The 18,517-nt window shown below is 46.2% G+C and carries 15 protein-coding genes and 1 pseudogene; 5 read left to right on the top strand and 11 right to left on the bottom strand.

The annotated features are described in order from the left end of the window. Position 1: 1 nt before the first annotated feature. Positions 2–1,687: a hypothetical protein gene (locus L1D11_RS05840; protein ID WP_239862277.1), complete on the bottom strand. Its 1,686-nt coding sequence runs from the start codon at positions 1,685–1,687 to the stop codon at positions 2–4. A 229-nt stretch (positions 1,688–1,916) separates the two neighbouring features. Between L1D11_RS05840 and L1D11_RS05835 the strand changes: the two genes are divergently transcribed. Then, positions 1,917–2,258 (top strand): hypothetical protein, encoded by a 342-nt coding sequence (locus tag L1D11_RS05835; RefSeq protein WP_239832068.1) that lies wholly within the window; start codon positions 1,917–1,919, stop codon positions 2,256–2,258. Positions 2,259–2,299: 41 nt separating this feature from the next. Here the strand turns inward: L1D11_RS05835 and L1D11_RS05830 are convergent, their stop codons facing one another. From L1D11_RS05830 to L1D11_RS05805, 6 genes and pseudogenes are all read right to left on the bottom strand, one after another. Beyond that, positions 2,300–2,689 carry a DUF126 domain-containing protein gene (locus tag L1D11_RS05830; RefSeq protein ID WP_239832067.1) on the bottom strand — a complete coding sequence of 130 codons (390 nt, stop codon included), beginning with the start codon at positions 2,687–2,689 and terminating at the stop codon, positions 2,300–2,302. Positions 2,690–2,710: 21 nt separating this feature from the next. Next, positions 2,711–4,009: an aconitase X gene (locus L1D11_RS05825; protein WP_239832066.1), complete on the bottom strand. Its 1,299-nt coding sequence runs from the start codon at positions 4,007–4,009 to the stop codon at positions 2,711–2,713. A gap of 248 nt (positions 4,010–4,257) precedes the next feature. Then, on the bottom strand, positions 4,258–4,995 hold the full coding sequence (locus L1D11_RS05820) for an IS6 family transposase (protein ID WP_239832065.1): 738 nt from the start codon (positions 4,993–4,995) through the stop codon (positions 4,258–4,260). A 68-nt stretch (positions 4,996–5,063) separates the two neighbouring features. Next, positions 5,064–5,789 (bottom strand): annotated as a pseudogene (locus tag L1D11_RS05815) (MBL fold metallo-hydrolase); the annotation flags it as partial. Positions 5,790–5,931: 142 nt separating this feature from the next. Beyond that, positions 5,932–6,699 carry a 1-acylglycerol-3-phosphate O-acyltransferase gene (locus L1D11_RS05810; protein WP_239832064.1) on the bottom strand — a complete coding sequence of 256 codons (768 nt, stop codon included), beginning with the start codon at positions 6,697–6,699 and terminating at the stop codon, positions 5,932–5,934. A gap of 191 nt (positions 6,700–6,890) precedes the next feature. Continuing rightward, positions 6,891–7,835: a hypothetical protein gene (locus L1D11_RS05805; RefSeq protein WP_239862275.1), complete on the bottom strand. Its 945-nt coding sequence runs from the start codon at positions 7,833–7,835 to the stop codon at positions 6,891–6,893. Between the two features lie 269 nt (positions 7,836–8,104). Between L1D11_RS05805 and L1D11_RS05800 the strand changes: the two genes are divergently transcribed. The 4 genes from L1D11_RS05800 (at position 8,105) to L1D11_RS05785 (ending at position 13,672) form a co-directional block, all read left to right on the top strand. Further along, a complete protein-coding gene (locus L1D11_RS05800; RefSeq protein ID WP_239862273.1) occupies positions 8,105–9,817 on the top strand; it encodes a class I SAM-dependent methyltransferase in 1,713 nt (570 codons plus the stop codon). A 51-nt stretch (positions 9,818–9,868) separates the two neighbouring features. After that, positions 9,869–10,597 carry a DUF429 domain-containing protein gene (locus L1D11_RS05795; protein ID WP_239862271.1) on the top strand — a complete coding sequence of 243 codons (729 nt, stop codon included), beginning with the start codon at positions 9,869–9,871 and terminating at the stop codon, positions 10,595–10,597. A gap of 79 nt (positions 10,598–10,676) precedes the next feature. Further along, a complete protein-coding gene (locus L1D11_RS05790; protein ID WP_239862269.1) occupies positions 10,677–11,486 on the top strand; it encodes a M15 family metallopeptidase in 810 nt (269 codons plus the stop codon). A gap of 305 nt (positions 11,487–11,791) precedes the next feature. Further along, positions 11,792–13,672 (top strand): RimK/LysX family protein, encoded by a 1,881-nt coding sequence (locus tag L1D11_RS05785; RefSeq protein ID WP_239862267.1) that lies wholly within the window; start codon positions 11,792–11,794, stop codon positions 13,670–13,672. 104 nt (positions 13,673–13,776) lie between these two features. On the opposite strand, the gene L1D11_RS05780 is transcribed toward L1D11_RS05785, so the two are convergent. The 4 genes from L1D11_RS05780 to L1D11_RS05765 are packed head-to-tail and all read right to left on the bottom strand — an operon-like array spanning position 13,777 to position 18,517. Further along, entirely contained in the window at positions 13,777–14,517 is a 741-nt protein-coding gene (locus L1D11_RS05780; protein WP_239862265.1) for a GMP synthase, read from the bottom strand. 11 nt (positions 14,518–14,528) lie between these two features. Then, on the bottom strand, positions 14,529–15,695 hold the full coding sequence (locus L1D11_RS05775; RefSeq protein ID WP_239862263.1) for an iron-containing alcohol dehydrogenase: 1,167 nt from the start codon (positions 15,693–15,695) through the stop codon (positions 14,529–14,531). Next, on the bottom strand, positions 15,696–17,117 hold the full coding sequence (locus L1D11_RS05770) for an aldehyde dehydrogenase family protein (protein ID WP_239862261.1): 1,422 nt from the start codon (positions 17,115–17,117) through the stop codon (positions 15,696–15,698). Between the two features lie 32 nt (positions 17,118–17,149). After that, the gene (locus L1D11_RS05765; RefSeq protein WP_239862259.1) at positions 17,150–18,517 is read right to left on the bottom strand and encodes a glutamine synthetase; all 1,368 of its coding nucleotides are present in this window, start codon (positions 18,515–18,517) and stop codon (positions 17,150–17,152) included.

Below are 18,517 nucleotides of genomic sequence, written 5' to 3'. Positions count from 1 at the left end.
GTTATTTGTTTCCTTTGCTGGTGTTAAAATCATGGATACTCAGAGCAAATTGTCCGTTAGGGAGCGTAAGTGGCACTGTTACTGCGTCACAGTACAAACCCCAACTAGCTAAAATAGCTGAATGTCCGCCTCGACCTCCTGCCACTACTAAATCAATGTCTTGGGGGCTACGAGTGGCGGGAATATGCTCAAGGTCAGCAAAATGGGCTGGCCTGACAGGTACCAACCCTTTTCCTTGCACCGCTTGCCTATCGTTGTAGATCTCACGATGAAGATGTGCACGCAGATCAGCTTTGTCCCACCCGGCTTCATGAAGCATTTGAGCGTGATCGGGCGTTAGCACTACTAAGATGCGACCAGGGATGTAAGCATTCATCCTTCCCAAATGTGTAGCACTGTCAATGATGACATCCAGCAAGCTGGATGCAGTCTGGCTGAGGAAGTCCACTACGTCAGTCGGTGGCTCTGCTTTCATTAAATACACGCAGGTGGCCAGAGGATCGTAGTGCTCTTCGTTGAGCGTAGGCCAAGGGCTATCTGTCAGGCTCTCCGCAAAGCAATATGTGAATTCGACCGGTGACCCGAGACACCCCAGATCGGCTTTCCCCGGATACGCTCGACAGACGTTCAAAATCGTTAGATTGACCGCACGACCAATGGTGGCATTGGCCCGATAGCCCGGCCCCAAACACCCTTGTCCAGAACTGATTCCTAATTCTTTGGCTATCGGCCCGCTGACCAACACTAAATTCCCTCCATTGTAAGAGGTGGTTATAGATTGCTGGAAATTGAATGCGGGAGCAGTCATGGCACGGAAGGTTGCGATCACAATTGGCAAATAGTGAGGTTCACATCCAGCTAGGACACTGTTGACAACCACATCACGTACCGTGATGTCGCAACCTGAAGGACCCGCTTCCGGAATCAACACCGTGTCTAATGGCTCAGGGCTGTACTCTGTCATCGCCTCGACCCGAGCGGGTGTGGGAGGAATGACGGGCAGGCCGTCACCAATGGATTGGGTCTCGTACCATGTCATGAGGTCATCGAGATCTTGCTCTGGCATCAGCTTGCCCATCAATGTAGTCAAATCAGCATCCATCTTGGGAACCAGTTGGGCCGCAGCCTGGGTATGACCTTCCTGGGTCAAGGCGGCGAATACCACATCGTGCTTCGCATCAACCTGCTGTCGGATGTCGTCCACTGTGCTGGCCTGATAGATGTCGAGGTGACAAATGCACAATTGACCAGCACGGTAATGGGCCACGTGTTCGGCCAATTGGTTACCAGGGGGGGACGCAATCAACAGCGTTGGTATACCACGCTTTTCTAATTCGATGGACAGGATGGTCGTCATAACCGAGGTCCCCATGTCGGCTAATGCGACCACGGCTGCTGCGTAGTCGGCACTAGCCAGTTCATCCGCCAACAAGCGTATTTGCTCGGTCATTGTGCCACGTACCGATCGGCACACGTGCTCTATGTGGTGACATCCCCACTCGTAAAGCATCGCCTCTAATCGAACAAAAATTTCGTTGTAATTGCAGAAAGCAAGCTTGGTATTGTCAAAAAACAGTATCTTACCCTGGGTCAGAGTGGCGGTGTCTTTTYTGGGGGCAAGCTGAAAGGTTTCTCTTTTGATTTGACCTCTTGGATCCAACAAAGAATGGGTTAATTCGTCAGTCATGATAATGTTGCTTTTTCTAGAGTTAAATTCGAGAGAAAATAGTAGCGGTGGCGGCGGGCAGAAAAATATACAAAGTATGCCAATTAATCTCGAAAATAAGACACAACATTCAGGGCGCGGTTTCCATGGGCGAATCCGGGTCTCCAAGTTGTGCCTTCCTAGCTGTTATGATAGGATGATATCAATAATTAGTTGTTTTTATTTAATATCTTACAAATATAGTCACCTCATGAATCGACTGTCTACCTATGTGCTTGCTATTCACTCTTCGCACTCTCAGGTTCGAGTGGTGGCTCAGTCACAGCAGCAAATCCTCACCGACAATAGCGAGTGTATTGAAGAAACCACCACGACGTATACGTTTGATAATGGCGTAAAAATCGTTTGTCATACTGAATTGGATTCTTTTCAATCGGAGGATGCCTGCCCTGAATGTTGGATACAGTATCAGGTCTTGGAGTCAGGATCGGCAGCAGAAACGATTTCGCCACAGAAGAAGCAATTTTATAATCGCTGTCAGGAAACGTTTTGGCTCAAAATGCAATCGATACGCGATGAGCCAAACGGTTAGTTCAATTTCAATCAGTCAGTGGCACTGCCAGCGACAGGAATTCAGACGGTCACATCGTTTCCAGCAATGGTGATACTCTGACCGTGTAAAAACAAGCTGCACACATCCCGATCAAAGCAGTCTAAGATGGGGATATTAATGGCCATTGCCGATTCAAACAAAATTTGATCCGCGTGATCGCAGAGGATCGCCGCAGGTGCATTGCCTCGCTGATGAGCTTCATAGAGCAAAAACGGGGCCATCGTACCGCCCTTCCCATTAGGACAAACCAGCACCTTACCGGCAAGAGACTGACCTGAAAAAGTGTGCTCGGGAAGCAACAATGTCCCAGTGTAAGGGTCAAAGTCACCGATAAAAGAAAAAGCCTGATCCACCACGAATGCATCAGCTGTCACATGGCCTATATTTAGCACTCTGGCATTAAATTTCATGGTTCACCTCTTAATATTACGTTAATGAAGTAAGGCATCGATACACTGTTCGATATCCGCGACAGCAACCGAGATGCGACCCCGGTTCAATTGCGTTATGTAGTGTGCCGCCTTCATGGATGAGGTCATTAATGTACTGACGCGCTTGGGAATGGGGGAGTCTGGAATGGTGGACATACAGGCACTGACCATGATCCCCCCGGCGGATTCGATCGTATTAGCGTACCCCATTTCTTTGGCCAATTGGTATTGTTGATGCGCCAGACCAATCCACAAATGACGATTTCGTGGGATCACCTTACCGCTCAAACGCTGGGCTATGAGGCGCACTTCCTGAATTGACAAGTGGGGACAACCCAGCACCACCATGTCGGTTACCGATCCGGGAAGGGCCCGCGTAATGGTCCCATCCTTCGGCGTCAAAACAATGGGCATCACCTCCGTCGCCCTCTTCTTAGAAGCATAGGTGGCCAAAGATTGTGTTACTACTTTACGATCAACAACGATGTGTTTAATGGGCCGCTGAGCACCCAAGGCTTCATTCACATTGTCCGCTTCGGGAGTTGAACCGGGAACATGACACACTCCTACCGCGCCAGTTACTGTCAGGGGGATCATCAGTTGTCTCAGAGAATCCATGCTGATGCCTCGCTCGATACCTTCCACGACTATGTTATGAGTTTGCGCTTGTGCACCTAGGTAATAGCCAACGGCACTCAGCTCAGATTTGGTCAAGCTATTAGCATCAACCCCACTGAAACGGACGTGCACCTGGGCCAATCGATTTTCGTCTAAAAACAGACCATGGTAAGGCGCCCGGCCGGTAATGGCGCAGGCCAAGGTCAACAGTGCGCCATCTCGGTTACATCGAGCTCCTATCGTTGAGTTCACCAACACTTGCCCTCCCGAGCCAATCCATGACACATAGTCGCCCTTTTTGGCTAAACTTCCGACGGAGGGGGGGTAGCAGGTGTAAGTTTGGTTGAAACCTTTTTCTGCAAATAAGGCCGCACGCCGCTTGACATCAGCAAGTTGGTCGTGAGCATAATCGGCTCCGATCCCCATGCTCTGCCAGTTACTAGGGCAAAGCGCCGACATGTGGGGATGAAGTGTGGTCATGACGGAGACGCTCTCCACCTCTTGAGTGTATGCTTCCAGTAGTCCCAACGGGATATTGGGAATGACATGGGCGCTGGCGATCTTAACAAGCCTGCTCGCGCCAAATGCGTTGGAAAAATTTACCAGCATCTGCATACATTTTTGCATTCCCCGCCCGGCTTCGCCCATCAGAAACGCCTGTTCCGTGTCTGTTAGTTGCATAGGTCACTTACCCCTCCTTGTCGTTGAAGGGACAAAGGTTAACACTGCAGATTCAACGCAAAATATCAATTATCCGCACAATAATATTTATAACCCGCCAATTGAGGCTTGCCTATGCATTGCTTTGCCACTTCATACCTCTTGCAGGTTGGAAACATGATCTTATTGTTCGAATTGAATGATTTAGAAAATATGGGCTTGTTGCAAAAATGGAAGATGTTTCTGAGGTGCCTATTTGAGCACCTTTTTCATGCGTAAATTCCAAATATATTGAAGAGTTCATTGAGGAAGGCGGATCTCTCCTGCACCCTCAGTTTTGGCTCATCGCGACGTAACCAAAAATCAAACTGGCCTTTATTCAACATCCGGATCCCTTCAAAACCTTGAATCGTTGACCAGGCCCGCTTTCGCACCTTGAATCCACCTGTGGCTTCGATAAGCTTTTTAATCGGGGCGTGGTCAGATTCAATGCCATTGTTGAGATATTTCACTTGCCGATGTTCTACATCTTGCCGTAAACGGCCTTCACGCTTGAGGCGAGCAATGGCGTTACCATAAGACGAATGTTTATCAGTATTCAACGTTTGGGGATGAAAGGATGTTTTATAGCGGCGTAAGCAGCGTTTTAGGAATTGATAAGCCGCCTCTTTATTGCGTTTACGAGAGAAAAAGAAATCCAGGGTTTCCCCACGTTTATTGATGGCTCGGTAGAGATAATGCCATTTGCCTTTCACCTTGACGTAAGTTTCATCAAGCTGCCAGGAGGTGTCAATACGAGTGAATTGATAACGGCGTAACTTCTTATGTAGGATAGGCCCGTAGTGAATGAACCAACGATAAATCGTGGAGCGATTAACGAAGACACCTCGTTCGGACAACATATCACTGAGGTTTGCATAGCTCATTGCGGTAGTGCCATACCAACGGACACACCATAAGATAAGTTCGGGGGTGAAATGTCGCCATTTGAATTCAGACTTGACCATAACGTATTGCTCAGTGATGAATCATAGTTAAAGTCTGGCGGCTCGTGAGGTTTTTGCAACAAGCCCCTGAATGCCGGGATCAAGATGACACCACCATCAAGTAGCGAACGATCAATGATCGCTTTAAGGCGCTCGGCTCGTGTCGCAATATCATCGTGTGTGCTAGTGCCATAGGTTGATTCGATAAACAGATAGTCGGCCTGCTGAGGAGGCATAGGATCGGGCAGTAATGGTGTATTACTTGGCCCTAAGTCTCCTGAAAACACCACCACTTGTTGATTGGGTAACTTTATCTCGATATAGGCAGAACCCAAGATATGCCCAGCTGGTTGAAAACGAGCATACAGACTATTTGGCCTACTATGATCCTTTCCGTTATTTTGCTGTTTAGCGGCGATAGGAAACCACTCTCCATAAGGCTTGGGAACAATCAATGAGTGGAGTTTTTTCAGTATTAGCTTTGCTTGTTTATGGCTAAGCCCTTGCAGCTTTAGGCCATCTTCAATCATCAAAGGAGCCAGTTCAGCGGTGGCTTGAGTGCAATAAATCGGTTGGTTGAACCCGGTGGCGAGCAACCAAGGCAGTCGCCCGATATGGTCTATGTGAGTATGAGTTAACAGTAGGGCATTGAGGTGGGATGTTTCGAAATCGATATCAAGAGGGCGATTGTCTCTACCTTGAACCTCTTTGCCTTGAAACAAGCCACAATCGATGAGCACGGCTTGGCCGGAATCTCTTAGCTCGTGACAAGATCCTGTGACCGTATGTTTACCGCCATGGTGAATCACTTCCATCGTTTACTCCCATTGCTCTATGCCGTTTCCCGCGTTTTATTTTGCGGATAACCGTCGGCAAGTAAAACAAGAACAATGAGAGTTGCGATCGTAAGGTCTCTTTTTCGGTAATTGAGCGTTAACTCAATGTTTTCGCTGAGAGTTAGCTCGTAGAAGAACGATCAGAATCAAGCTCTGGGTTTTGTTGTGATTCCAATCTAGCAACTTCGGCATCAAGCTCTGCAATCTTCTCAGCCATTAAAGCATGGCAGTGATTCGCCAGTTCTCTTGCGTCACTCAGTTTGTATCCAGATACATCAATAGGCTCAAGCATCTCGGTAATCACAATGCCGTTGTTTAGTCGGTTAAAGTCGATTTTATTGTGAGTGGTGCTCGTGCACATCGGGGTGATAGGCACACCTGCCTCAATCGCCATTCGGAAAGCGCCCGTTTTGAACGGCAATAGCCCGCGGCCTTTACTACGTGTCCCCTCTGGGTAAACCCACACAGAAAGGTCTCGCTGATGAATTGCTTCTGCCACTTGTTTGATGGTATCGCGCGCTTTCGACTTGTCTTCACGGTTGATCAGAATGTTCCCCGTGATCCAATACAGTAGACCAAAGAAAGGCACTATCAATAAATCACGCTTTCCTAAAGAAACAGTACGCGGCCTTAGCATTCCTGGATCGGTGACAAAATCCAACACACTCTGATGGTTAGAGATATACACGCTCTTTTTTGGCGTTGGGGCATTCTCTAGGCCACGCTGCACCAGTTTTACGCCAAGGATCTTCTGTAATTGGTTGAACCAACGACAAAAAAAGTACACATGCTTAGGGTTCTTGGGGCTAAACAAGCAGTAAACAAAAGCAAATAACGTGGTGAAAATAATAAACACCGTAGCCAAGATAATACGAAGAACAGCAAGCACAATTGACTCCTTACTCACTACAAGGATGCAGTGATTAAATAGTTTTAGATAATTGAAGTTTTTACTCTATTTAACCGAAATGCAACAATTAACTGTGTGTGAGGCCTATTTTTAGATCTGTATATAAAACAATGACTAACAATCACTCACAGACAGGCGTACCGAGCTTACACGTGTTCACCAGTACGGGGTTATGAGGGCCAATATTGCTTATTTGGGTCTGATGTTTCTACCCATTCAGGGTTTTGGCGAGCTTCCAAATAGAGCTGAAGACCGTTATAAGACATGAAAGCAGCAGGGCCGCCAAGGTGTTCGAAATAGTCAAAATAGTCATCTTCAAGCGCGCATAGCTGAGCTAAATCTTCCACCTTGTTCGCCAGTGCCCATTGAATCGCAAACACCGGAGCCGTTGAGCCAGCAACCGACACTTCTTCAATATTGGGGTTAAACATTCCATTAGCCTGTTCCAGTAGAATCTCTTGCTGTTCAGATTCTTGCAGCAGCACCTCATCGATGATAGCCAAACGCTTGGAATTCGAGACATTCTTGTTCAGCTTTGCAATTTTCAGTGCGTAGCTAAATCTTTCTGATGAAACAATATTGACCAGCTCAGACAGCAGTTCTTTGTCTACCCCGGCTGCCTTGGTGAAATAGTCGATACAAGAGTGGATTGAAGCATAACGAGTACCTTCAAATTCAAAGCCACTGGTTTCGTCGTAGGCCTCAATGGCGATGTTATCAAGCGACAAAGGCCAACCTTGATACTCGACTCGTTGCTTGGCTATTTGATACATCTTCCAAGCGCTGCGCCCAAAGCCACCAAGTGTCGAGCCCGTAAATTCACTGTCTATCAGCTCTTGCTCTGTCCAGTTTTCACCAATACCTAAGTGCTTGGCATACTTATCAATGAGCGTATGTTTTATCTGGTCGCGCACCGCCCAAATCGAAGTTAGGTCTTTCGCATATTTGACACTCGAGCACTCTTTACACGCTGGCAGCGCTATCGGCGCATGACCAACCTTGGAAAAAAGCGACGCGGTTTTAGGAAACTCAACGCTGTGGTTAGAAGGCTCACCACAAAACCAACAGGTGTGGCGTAGGTTGAATGGGATGTCTATGTAAGAGTATTGAGTCATTGAGCGTCTATCGGCTGAGTGTTGAGGTTGGGGACATTACGGAAAACAATTATCTCTGTTCGGGTGTCGCCTTGCACCTGGTTTGTTTCACTTTTCCACCGAGTTTGATTTTAGGCGCTTGTTATCTGAATGGGTTGGTGGAGATATGTTTATATAAAACAGCGACTAATGGTCAATGTTGATGGGAGTGGCTGAACCGAGATGTGCCGCTAGTAATCTTGTTAGGTCACTATTACTATGGAGCTAGACTCCTTACTCCAATAGCGCATATGTCTTCATCGATTCCTTTTTACGATAAAAATGCTCACCTACTTTGCCAGCAGTACCATTCTGTTGCTTTCGAAGCTGTTCATAAAAGCTGGCAAGCTTATTGGCCTTTAGAGGGCGATAAGGTGCTAGATGTAGGGGCGGGATGTGGCCGTGATGCGTTATGGATGCAAAAGGCTGGTGCGGAAGTCATCGCGATAGAACCCAGTGCGTCATTACGTGAGCAGGGCTCAGAATATACTGGGCCAGATGTTACATGGTTGGATGATTCACTCCCATCCTTGAGTCGAACTGAAAACCTTGGAATGCGTTTTGACCTGATACTAGTAAGTGCTGTGTGGATGCACCTTGCACCGTCATATCGCGAGCGAGCATTCAGAAAGTTATCTAACTTACTCGCTCCAAATGGCAAGTTGGTGATTACGCTACGTCACGGAGAGTTTCATGACGATCGAGAGGGGTATGAGGTCTCGGTTGAAGAGCTTGAGCGTTTGTCGAAAAACAGTGCCTTGTTGGTGCGTCATGTCGATGATAGCCAAGACACCTTGAAGCGCAGTGAGGTTTGGTGGCAAACCGTAGTGATGACCTTGCCTGATGACGGCTCGGGTGATTTAAACAAGGTGCGCCACATTATTGTGAATGACAATAAGTCGGCCACATACAAATTGGCTCTGTTAAGAACCTTGCTGCGAATCGCAGATGCCCATTCAGGTGCTGTGCTTGATCGAACCGATGGCAAAATATCTCTACCAGTGGGTTTGGTTGCTCTGTATTGGGTTAGGCAATTTAAGCGTCTCATTGATATCGATATAGAAGGCGTTGGGATTCAGCAAAACAGCAACACGAGTAAAGGTCTAGGGTTTGTAAAAGACGATGGCTGGAACAAGCTCAAGCACCTCAGTGCTGATGATTTAGCGATAGGCACGCTGTTTATTGGTGATGAAGCCAAAGCACTGCAGAAGTTGTTTTCACAGACGATCAGCACCATTAAATCGGGCCCAGTGACCTTTATTTATCAAGGTTCCAAAGAGAATAAGTTGTTTGAGATACTCCCACCTCAACAGCGACGAAAGAGTCGAGAATCACTAGTTATCGACAGTGAGTTCTTAGCAAGCTTTGGTTACTTCACACTGGATGAAAGCTTGTGGGAATGTTTCAGAATCTATCACTCTTGGATTGAGCCGCTAGTCGTGAATCAATGGGTGATGGAGATGCAGCGTTTTGAGTTGAATCGACAGCGCAACATTTCACTACAGACCTATCATGACTGCTTAGTCTGGATTGACCGAAACCACGATACTCGTGACGTACGCAAAAGAGTTGAGCAACTTAGAGCTGAACATGCAGACATTGTCAGTGTTTGGAGTGGAAAATCGTTAAAAAATGAGTATCACGTTGATCATTGTCTGCCTTTTGCTTACTGGCCGAATAACGATAAGTGGAACCTCTTTCCAACCACAAGCAAAGAGAACTTAAGCAAAAGTGACAAAGTGCCTACCGCTGAAAAACTTCGCGCGTCTAAACCTCGTATTCTCGAATGGTGGCAATTGGCGTGGAGTGATTCGGATCATTTTGAACAGCAATTCTTTTCTGAAGCAGCCCTTTCTTTACCCAATATTCCACCACAGTGTCGAGACTTTGAAGAGGTGTTTGACGCAATGGGTCTGCAGGTGCGTGGTGTGAAAAGTCGACTGCTAATCAATGAGTGGCATTGAGCGCCACGTTTACCCGCAAATTTAATCCTTTAAACAACGGTAGAGTAAACAATGAAATACATCGGAATTGATGGCTGTAAGGCGGGCTGGATCGCTTGGATTGTCTCTGATGATCAGGCGCCAGTGTTCAAAGTAGTAAAGGCACTTGATGAGCTAGCGAGTGATCTTATCGGTTCAACGGCGCTTATCGATATGCCGATTGGTTTTAGTGACGCACAAACTCCAGATCGCTTGTGCGACAAAGCAGCGAGGCGCTATCTAACCAGCAAACGTGGTTCTTCGGTGTTTCCGGTTCCGTGTCGAGAAGCGGTTTATAAAACTGATTATATTGCGGCGTGTAATGCCAATGTGCAGCAGCTTGGTAAGAAGTTCTCTAAGCAAACTTGGGGTATTGTTCCTAAAATCCGAGAGTTAGATAAGCTCATCGATGATCACCCACATTTATCGATCAGAGAGTCTCACCCGGAGGTGGTGTTCGCTGCTTTGAAAGGGGAACCGCTTACCTTTTCTAAGCGAACTCAAGAGGGCAAAGAGGAAAGGCTTTCGATTATTCAGCAACTCGCTCCGCAATGGTGTGAGGGTTTGGCGTTAGCAATCTCGAATACCAAGCGTAAAGATGTCGCGATAGATGATATTTATGACGCATTTATATTGATGCTGATTGCTTATCACGCTTCAACATTGTCGTGCTTGCCTGAACTTTCTGAGATTGGTGGAAAGGCGGATAAGGATCAGAATGGTCGAGTTCGCGAAATCGTGTATTGGAACAAAACGCACTAGCAAAGTATGCGCCCTGTTAGGTTGAGTGTGTTATTTTCCACTTCCTATCTTTTTACTCTTACTGTTTTTGAGCCTTGATATGAAACGTTTAATTGTTGGTTTGCTGGCAACCTTGATCAGTGCGGCGAGTTACGGCCAAGTTGCACCTGTTTCTCAATGGCAGTGTGACATGATGAAAAAGAACAAGGTATTGAACAGTGGAGCCCCCGTTGGCTGTGAGCGACTATCCAAAGTGGACTTTGATTTCGTTAACTTTAAGGGCGAAATGCAGCAGGGGAACATGATTGTGCTTGATGTTGTCGCCCCTTCTGTTGAACAAATCTTTTTAGAACTCAAACAGCGTAATTTCCCGCTGCATTCTGCGCGCCTAATGCGTGAATTCAACGGCGACGACAATGCCTCGATGGAAGCCAATAACAGCAGCGCGTTTAATGCTCGGCCTATCACTGGTGGTGGAGGTTGGTCGAAGCATGCATACGGTGTGGCAATCGACATCAACCCAGTTCAAAACCCTTTCTTAGCGTTTGATAGCAATGGAACCATCACGGTAAAACCATCGCAATCGGCAACCAGCTACGTGAATAGAACACGCTTTCGCGCTCGTAATGACATTGAACGCCGAGGCATGGCTGAAGATGTGGTCGAGCTGTTTGCACATCATGGTTTCATGATCTGGGGAGGGGACTGGAATTCTCCAATCGATACTCAGCATTTCGAGGTCGGATCAAGAAAGTTCGTCAATCAGCTGCTCTCTAAACCCAAACCAGAAGCCAAAGTGTTATTTGAGCAATACGTCGAATCTTACCGACAATGTTTTAATAAAAATAAAGGCGAGGGCGCAGAAAAAGCTCGCGCTATCTGTGCAAAGAAAACAGTCGGCACTTTTTAGTGCTATGTTTATCTAGAACCGTTTGTGTTTTAGCAAGTTAAGCTCGCTTCAAGGGTATTTTGAATCGCTAAGGTCAACGTATGTCGTTGGCCTTTTTTGTATTCGTTTCTCCAATAGAACTCTGAGTATTCAAAAGGTTATTGGGTATCGGTTAGTCAATAATTGATGAAGTAATGCGACACTAAGTCATCGGTTTGTCATTGAAAAAGTCATAGCGTAAACGTTATGTGAGAACCATTGCTGGTGGGGGAACTTATTGTCTTTTCACCAGTATTATTAGTGAACTGATCACAACGGACCAACTAATGAAAAAGATACCTTTGGCTCTAACTCTTTTAAGCACTTTACTTTTTTCACAATATTCTTTGGCTACAGACACTTCACACACCACACAAAATCCGACTTACGAACTCGATGGTAAGGCGGTATTAGGCCGTACTGAGAATGTGTACCTCTCTAGCGTTCAAGGGCTTAAAGACGTTCCTTTCATTGGCAAAATCGACACCGGTGCCGAAACCACTTCCATGCATGCAGAAGACATCCATGTAAAAAGCACACATGCCGATTATAAGAACCTCAAAGATAAAGAGTTGATGTCGGCATTGACTGAAGATGTTCTGAACAATAGCGACGTTGATTACGACGATTGGGATGGCAGCACCTTTGCGAAATACCAAGCTGTGGTCTCTTTTAAAGTTCAAAACCCACGTACTGGTGAGATGGTATTGGTTGAGGCGCCACTAGAGCGTGTCAGCATGATTCGCAGCCGTACCAGCAGCACGCCTTTGCTTCGCCCGACCATTAAAATGTCTCTGACTATCGCAGACCAAGAGCTAAAAACAGATGTTAACCTGACAGACAGAAGTCACTTCTCTGCGCCTGTATTGATTGGTAAAACCTTCCTAGCGGATAACGCGCTGGTATTTGCAGGTTACGACTATTTGCAAGAGCAAGAGAACGCAACTGTGGTTGGCCGTAAAGAGGTGGTTTCTATCTCGGGAATGCCAATGAATGCGACCTTCTCTTTAAAGAACCGCTACAGTAATTTGCATGCAAAAAATATCGACATAGACAAAAAGAACAAACAAGTGACGTTTGATATGTTTGACAACGATGGCAAGCAAAAAGAGATGACGTTGCCGTTGGTTCGTATGTTAAGCGTGAGCGGTAAGAAGAGACCTTTAGTCTATGTGCCCGTTCAACTGGATGAGAACACCACTAAAGATGTGCTTGTTTATCTGCGTGACCGTTCAGACAGCAGCTCTCAGCTAAGATTGGGGACTAACACAGCAAGTGAACTCTTCATGATTGATACCAGTGCTGAAAATATTTTATCAGAAGGTTCAGAGAGCTTTAGTGATGTGGCTGAATCTGGTGAACCTATGATTATCTCACCGGAAGAGGACATCACACTGGATGACTTCCCACTAAAGGCTGTGGCTTCTTTTACTGTAAATACGCCTTTGTTGAAGGTGGACAGCTTTGAGATTGTTGGCAAGGGCAAAGATGAATCCGTTGAGTTCTACCTAACTGACGCGAATGGTGAACAGCAGAAGGTCACAAAGCCCATCATTAAAAAGCTCAAAGTCGGTGACGATACTCGCCCAGTAGTGAGTGGTGAGTTCTCGGCATCTGGCAAGGTTCGCACACAAGAGTTTGCTATCGATGTGCTAAACAGCAATGAAAAAGAAGCCTACTTCATTCTAGGTAAGAAGATGGCGAAAGAGGGCGTTTACGTAAACACGCGCTCAGACTACCTATTGAAAGCCGAGCCTCTGTTTAAAGTCGGGCACATTGAAGTGGTTGAAGTGAACGGCATGACATTCCCTGCCAAGCTAGACACAGGTGCTGATGTGAGCTCAATGAACGCAGTGAACATCAAGCGATTCAAGAAAGACGGCCAAGACATGGTGACCTTTACTTATCAAAATAACCAAGGCGATAAGCAAGAGTTCACCAAGCCAGTGATTGATGTGATGCGCATTAAAGCGAAGAAAGGCGAGAAGGCGAACATTCGCCCTGTGGTTGAAATGAAGGTTAAGCTCGGAGATCTAGAGAAAGAGGTGAGGGTAAACCTTCAAGATCGCTCCCGCTTCACATACAGCATGATTCTAGGTAAGAACTTCTTAAAGCACGGCGCGGTAGTAAGTAGCGATGAAGATTACTTACTCGGTGATATGGAGTAATCCCGAAACTGGTTTTGTACTAGAACAGCTCTAAACTGCCACACATTTCAGTATTGGGATGTGTGGCTTTTCTTACTGAACCAGAAGGAAATGTGCAGGCCTTTTCATGTACTTCGCTTAATATTTTTCTTCCCAAGTTTCAGCCCCATTCTAATGAAATTTAGCATCCAACAAGCGACGAGTTGCCCATCTGTCGGCAGCTTCAACGAGGTAAAACCTCTCTTTTGGACGTTTTCTGGAATAGAATCTTTTCTTTTTTCTATCAGCGCCTTTGAGTAGGCCACGCAAAACTCAGGGTGCGCTTGAATACCCAATGAAGTTTGTCCTACTTGCATCATTGAAACTGGGCAAAAGTCATTGCCTGCGATAGCTTGCGCATTGTCTGGGATGCGCAGCACTTGATCTTGATGGCTGACTAGAAGGTTGAATTTGTTTTGATAAGGTTTCATCCATACTTGTGGCTTGTAGACTTTGGCGATCACAGTGCCAATACCCCAGCCAACCTTTGCTCTATAGACTTCTCCACCAAGGGCTTTGGCGAGCATCTGATGTCCAAAACAGATACCGACAAAGGGTATCTGCGCGAGATGGATTTGGCGAACCAAATCCTCCATACGTATGATCCACGCATCGTCATCCATAATGCCTGACTTGCTGCCAGTCGTCATATAGGCATCACACTCAGTTAATTCATCGGGAAACTCATTGTGATTTAACCAGTAAAATTTAAGCTCTAGGGTTTTGTCGACGGCAAGTAACAATCGAGAAAACATGGCCTTATAATTTCCGTGTTCTAGCTCTAGCGCAGGGCTTACATCATCGCAGATTAATACGCCAATTTTCATTGTTGTCACCGTTATGAGTTTGTGTTTTTACCTGTCAGAGCATGTAAAAACAGGAGTGTATATTGCTGTGCGTTAAACGGGATGGGGTTGCCACTGGAGGCTGCATCATTGACCGCAAGTTCACCAATTTTTATCGCATCTTTATCGCTAATACCGATCTCAGCAAGAGTATGTGGAATCGCTAATATTTCTCTTAATTCAATCACCCACTTATGCACTGCTTCAAACCCTGGGGATGGAAGTGAAAGTGCACGAGCTAGCGTGACCATCTTGGAGTCGATTTCGCTACGGTTGGCTTGCAGAACGTAAGGCATTAAAATCGCGTTGAGTAACCCGTGATGCTTGTCATACAGCCCGCCAAGGGTGTGCGCTAGGGCGTGCATTGCTCCTAAGCCTTTTTGAAATGCCGTAGCACCCATACATGATGCGACCAATAGCTGAGTACGAGCATCAACATCATGCCCATCAACATATGCTCGATATAGATTACGTTTGACTAGTTGGATTGATTCAATCGCGATACCATCAGCCATTGGGTGATAACCTAGTGCGCAGAACGCTTCCAAGCTATGAGATAGGGCGTCCATCCCAGTTGCAGCAGTAATATGGGCAGGTAAATCTATGGTGGTTAATGGGTCTAGGAGCACCTGCACAGGCAACATTTTCGGGTGGAAAATAATTTTTTTTGTGTGGTTTTGACTATCAGTAATGACAGATGCTCTGCCTACTTCTGATCCTGTTCCTGCGGTTGTTGGGATGGCAATCACCGCAACGATTGTGTTCTCGTCGGCATGTGTCCAGTTATCTCCAATGTCTTCAAAACTCCATAGTGGCAGTGATTGCTTGGCACACAACGCAATTGCTTTTGCCGCATCAAGGCTTGAACCGCCACCGTAGGCGATAATACCATCGTGATTTTGCGCATTATAGGCAGCAATCCCGTTATTAACATTGTCATCGGTGGGGTTGCCCTGTACATCGGAAAATACGGTGATTTCGACGCCCTGTTTGGCGCAATCATTCACTGTATTTTCCACAATATCTAGTTGTGCGAGAAATGGGTCGGTGACCAACATTGGCGACTTCATATTTAAGCGTAGGCAATGCTTCGCTAATAAATTGAGCGCACCTTCACCTACACTGATTGATGTAGGATAGTTCCAATTTGAAATGGTCATTTAGCTCTCTCCCGCAACTTGAACTTGAGATGTTTGAGTGTGGTGCGTTTTAATATGAAATGATTTAGGTCGAGTGAGCATTTCAAAACCAATGAGTGATAAAGTACAACCGCGACCTGAGTTTTTAACCCCTGTCCATGCTAATTGTGGGTCAAGATAATCACATCGGTTGACGAATAAAGTGCCTGTATCAACTTGCTCGCCAAGCTTTGCTGCAGCTTGTTCATCGCTTGAGAAGATAGAAGCAGTTAAGCCAAACTCAGAGTCATTCATTAGCCTGACGGCTTCTTCGTCATTCGATACCGACTGAATGCCAACCACGGGACCAAAGGATTCTTCAGTCATAACTCGCATAGTATGGTTTACATTGGTTAAAATCTGCGGGGCAAGATAAGGTGTGCCGTTTTTGCTACAGGAAAACCAAGACTCATCAATATTGGCAATGGCTCCTTTAGCAAGCGCATCCTCAATTTGTGAACGAACAAAATCGGCGGCAGCGGTACGTACAACTGGACCCAGATTGGTCTCTGAGGCGTTTGGATTGCCAAGTTGATATTGTTTGGTCAATGCCACCGCTTTTTCAACGAACTGATCATGAATTGACTCATGCAGATATATGCGTTCAATCCCACAGCACGATTGGCCGGAATTGAAAAACGCGCCATCGACGAGTGTTTCAACTGCATATTCAATATCGGCGTCGGCACGTACATACGCAGGGTCTTTACCACCAAGCTCTAACCCCACGCCAATGAAGCGCCCAGCGGCGTTTTTCTCGACCATCGCACCTCCTGCCACTGAACCGGTAAAGGCAACGTAATTGATCTGTGGATGCTTGATCATTTGTTCAGTGGTTGGGTGGTCGGTATGAACAAACTGAAAAACACCATGAGGTAAGCCCGTACCTTCAAAAGCTTGTACCAATCGCTCTGAACAAAGTGGCGTCTGCGCTGAGTGTTTTAAGATCACGCAGTTACCCGCTAAAAGTGCTGGGATAACGGCGTTAATGGCGGTTAAGTAAGGGTAATTCCATGGCGCTACCACCAGAACATTACCTATTGGTACCCGCTTGATATAACGAGTAAAGCCGGGTTTATCTGTCAATTCGATGGTTATCAACGCTTGTTCAGCTTGCTCAATCATCGATAGTGCACGCTCTTCTACCCCTAATACTTCACCTTGAGTTTGAACGAAGGGTCTGCCCATCATCATAGTGATTTCCTGTCTGATGGTGTCTTGGTTGTCGACAAAGTTTGCGATCGCTTGTCTGCAGATTGCCTTACGTTCAGTCAAAGGTGTAGCTTGCCACTTCTTTTGGCTGTGAGTTGCTTGCTCAATAATAGCGTTGATTTGCTTGTCCGATGATAACGCTCTCGATACGCAAACCTTGCCGTCAACGGGAGATAGAGTGTGCTGTTCCATGCTGTTATTACCTATGTTGTCACGATTGCCGTTTAAATGATTTCAAAGTAGCGATTGAGTTCCCAATCGGTCACTGCTTTACGGAATTCACGTTCTTCCCATTCTCTACTTGCTGCAAAATGGTCAACAAATTCATTACCAAACATTTCGCGAGCGTAAGGTGATGCTTTGAGCATTTGCGCAGCATCCCAAAGGGTGGCTGGTAGTTTCAGTTCTTCAGGAATGTCTTGCTCATAGGCATTACCGACAATGGCTTCACCCGGCTCCCATTTATTGAGAATGCCACAAAGACCGGAAGCTAAAGCGGCAGCCAATGCTAAATAGGGGTTGCCATCTGCCGCACCGATTCGGTACTCGACTCGTTGGCTTTTTTCTGAACCGGGGATAACGCGCAGTGAAGTGGTACGGTTTTCCACTGCCCAAGTGGAGTGGGTCGGTGCCCAAAAACCAGGGACCATGCGGCGGTAGCTATTAACCGTTGGTGCTACCATCGACAAGAACTCAGGCATCAATCGCTGTTGACCCGCAACAAAATGACGTTGTAATGCGCTCATATTGTGCTGATTACTTTGGTTGTAAAATGCAGAGCTACCATCACTGTTTTGCAGTGAAATATGAATGTGGCCACTTTGACCAGGGCAGTCATTACTCCATTTGGCCATAAAGGTCGCCATCATGTTATTTCGTTGCATCAACACTTTGGTATAGGTTTTAAATAGCGCCGCTTTGTCGGAAGCATTCATTGCATTATCAACCGAAAGAGCAGCTTCAATTACGCCTGGCCCCGTTTCAGAGTGAATGCCTTCGATAGGGAAATCCATGCTTTCACTCATGTCTAATATCTGCTTATACAACTCGATATAGGTGGAGTTCCTGATCATCGAATAGCCAAACCAGTCAGGTGTGATAGATTCAAGATCTTGAAAGTTTTTCTCACGAACAGATTTAGGTGTCTCGTTGAAAACGAAAAATTCATATTCAAAGGCGCAGAAAGGATTCAGTCCTAATTCATGGTACTTCTCAACAATGCGCTTAAGAGTACTGCGAGGACAAACTGCTGCTGCTTGTTGGTCAAACTCAGCGATAAATAGCAGCATGCCTTCTTCATCGAGTACATCTCGGCAGGTATCAGGCAGTATTTTAACTGGTGCATCGGGATAGCCGGTATGCCAACCGGTGTAAGTGGTATTATCGTAGAGCTGGTCTTTACTGTCCCAGCCTAATACCACATCACAAAATGCGAAGCCTTTTTCCAGCGACGAGAAAAATTTGTCTTTCGACATGTATTTTCCGCGCATGATGCCATCATTATCAAATAAGCCAACTTTGATATGAGAGAGGTTACGATCCTCGACTATCGCTTTGGCATCTTCGATGGTCTTTACTGATCTTGCGTCCAT

Origin of the sequence: Vibrio sp. Isolate32 (assembly GCF_022397955.1) — a bacterium.
Classification (GTDB): Bacteria; Pseudomonadota; Gammaproteobacteria; order Enterobacterales; family Vibrionaceae; genus Vibrio.
The sequence above is the reverse complement of the archived record's forward strand: the minus strand, read 5'-3'. Positions and strand labels throughout refer to the sequence as shown.

Coding starts and splice junctions, on each gene's coding strand:
- L1D11_RS05835 (WP_239832068.1), top strand. CDS start 1,917: ATGAATCGACTGTCTACCTATGTGCTTGCTATTCACTCTTCGCACTCT.
- L1D11_RS05830 (WP_239832067.1), bottom strand. CDS start 2,689: ATGAAATTTAATGCCAGAGTGCTAAATATAGGCCATGTGACAGCTGAT.
- L1D11_RS05825 (WP_239832066.1), bottom strand. CDS start 4,009: ATGCAACTAACAGACACGGAACAGGCGTTTCTGATGGGCGAAGCCGGG.
- L1D11_RS05820 (WP_239832065.1), bottom strand. CDS start 4,995: ATGGTCAAGTCTGAATTCAAATGGCGACATTTCACCCCCGAACTTATC.
- L1D11_RS05805 (WP_239862275.1), bottom strand. CDS start 7,835: ATGACTCAATACTCTTACATAGACATCCCATTCAACCTACGCCACACC.
- L1D11_RS05800 (WP_239862273.1), top strand. CDS start 8,105: ATGTCTTCATCGATTCCTTTTTACGATAAAAATGCTCACCTACTTTGC.
- L1D11_RS05795 (WP_239862271.1), top strand. CDS start 9,869: ATGAAATACATCGGAATTGATGGCTGTAAGGCGGGCTGGATCGCTTGG.
- L1D11_RS05790 (WP_239862269.1), top strand. CDS start 10,677: ATGAAACGTTTAATTGTTGGTTTGCTGGCAACCTTGATCAGTGCGGCG.
- L1D11_RS05785 (WP_239862267.1), top strand. CDS start 11,792: ATGAAAAAGATACCTTTGGCTCTAACTCTTTTAAGCACTTTACTTTTT.
- L1D11_RS05780 (WP_239862265.1), bottom strand. CDS start 14,517: ATGAAAATTGGCGTATTAATCTGCGATGATGTAAGCCCTGCGCTAGAG.
- L1D11_RS05775 (WP_239862263.1), bottom strand. CDS start 15,695: ATGACCATTTCAAATTGGAACTATCCTACATCAATCAGTGTAGGTGAA.
- L1D11_RS05770 (WP_239862261.1), bottom strand. CDS start 17,117: ATGGAACAGCACACTCTATCTCCCGTTGACGGCAAGGTTTGCGTATCG.
- L1D11_RS05765 (WP_239862259.1), bottom strand. CDS start 18,517: ATGGACGCAAGATCAGTAAAGACCATCGAAGATGCCAAAGCGATAGTC.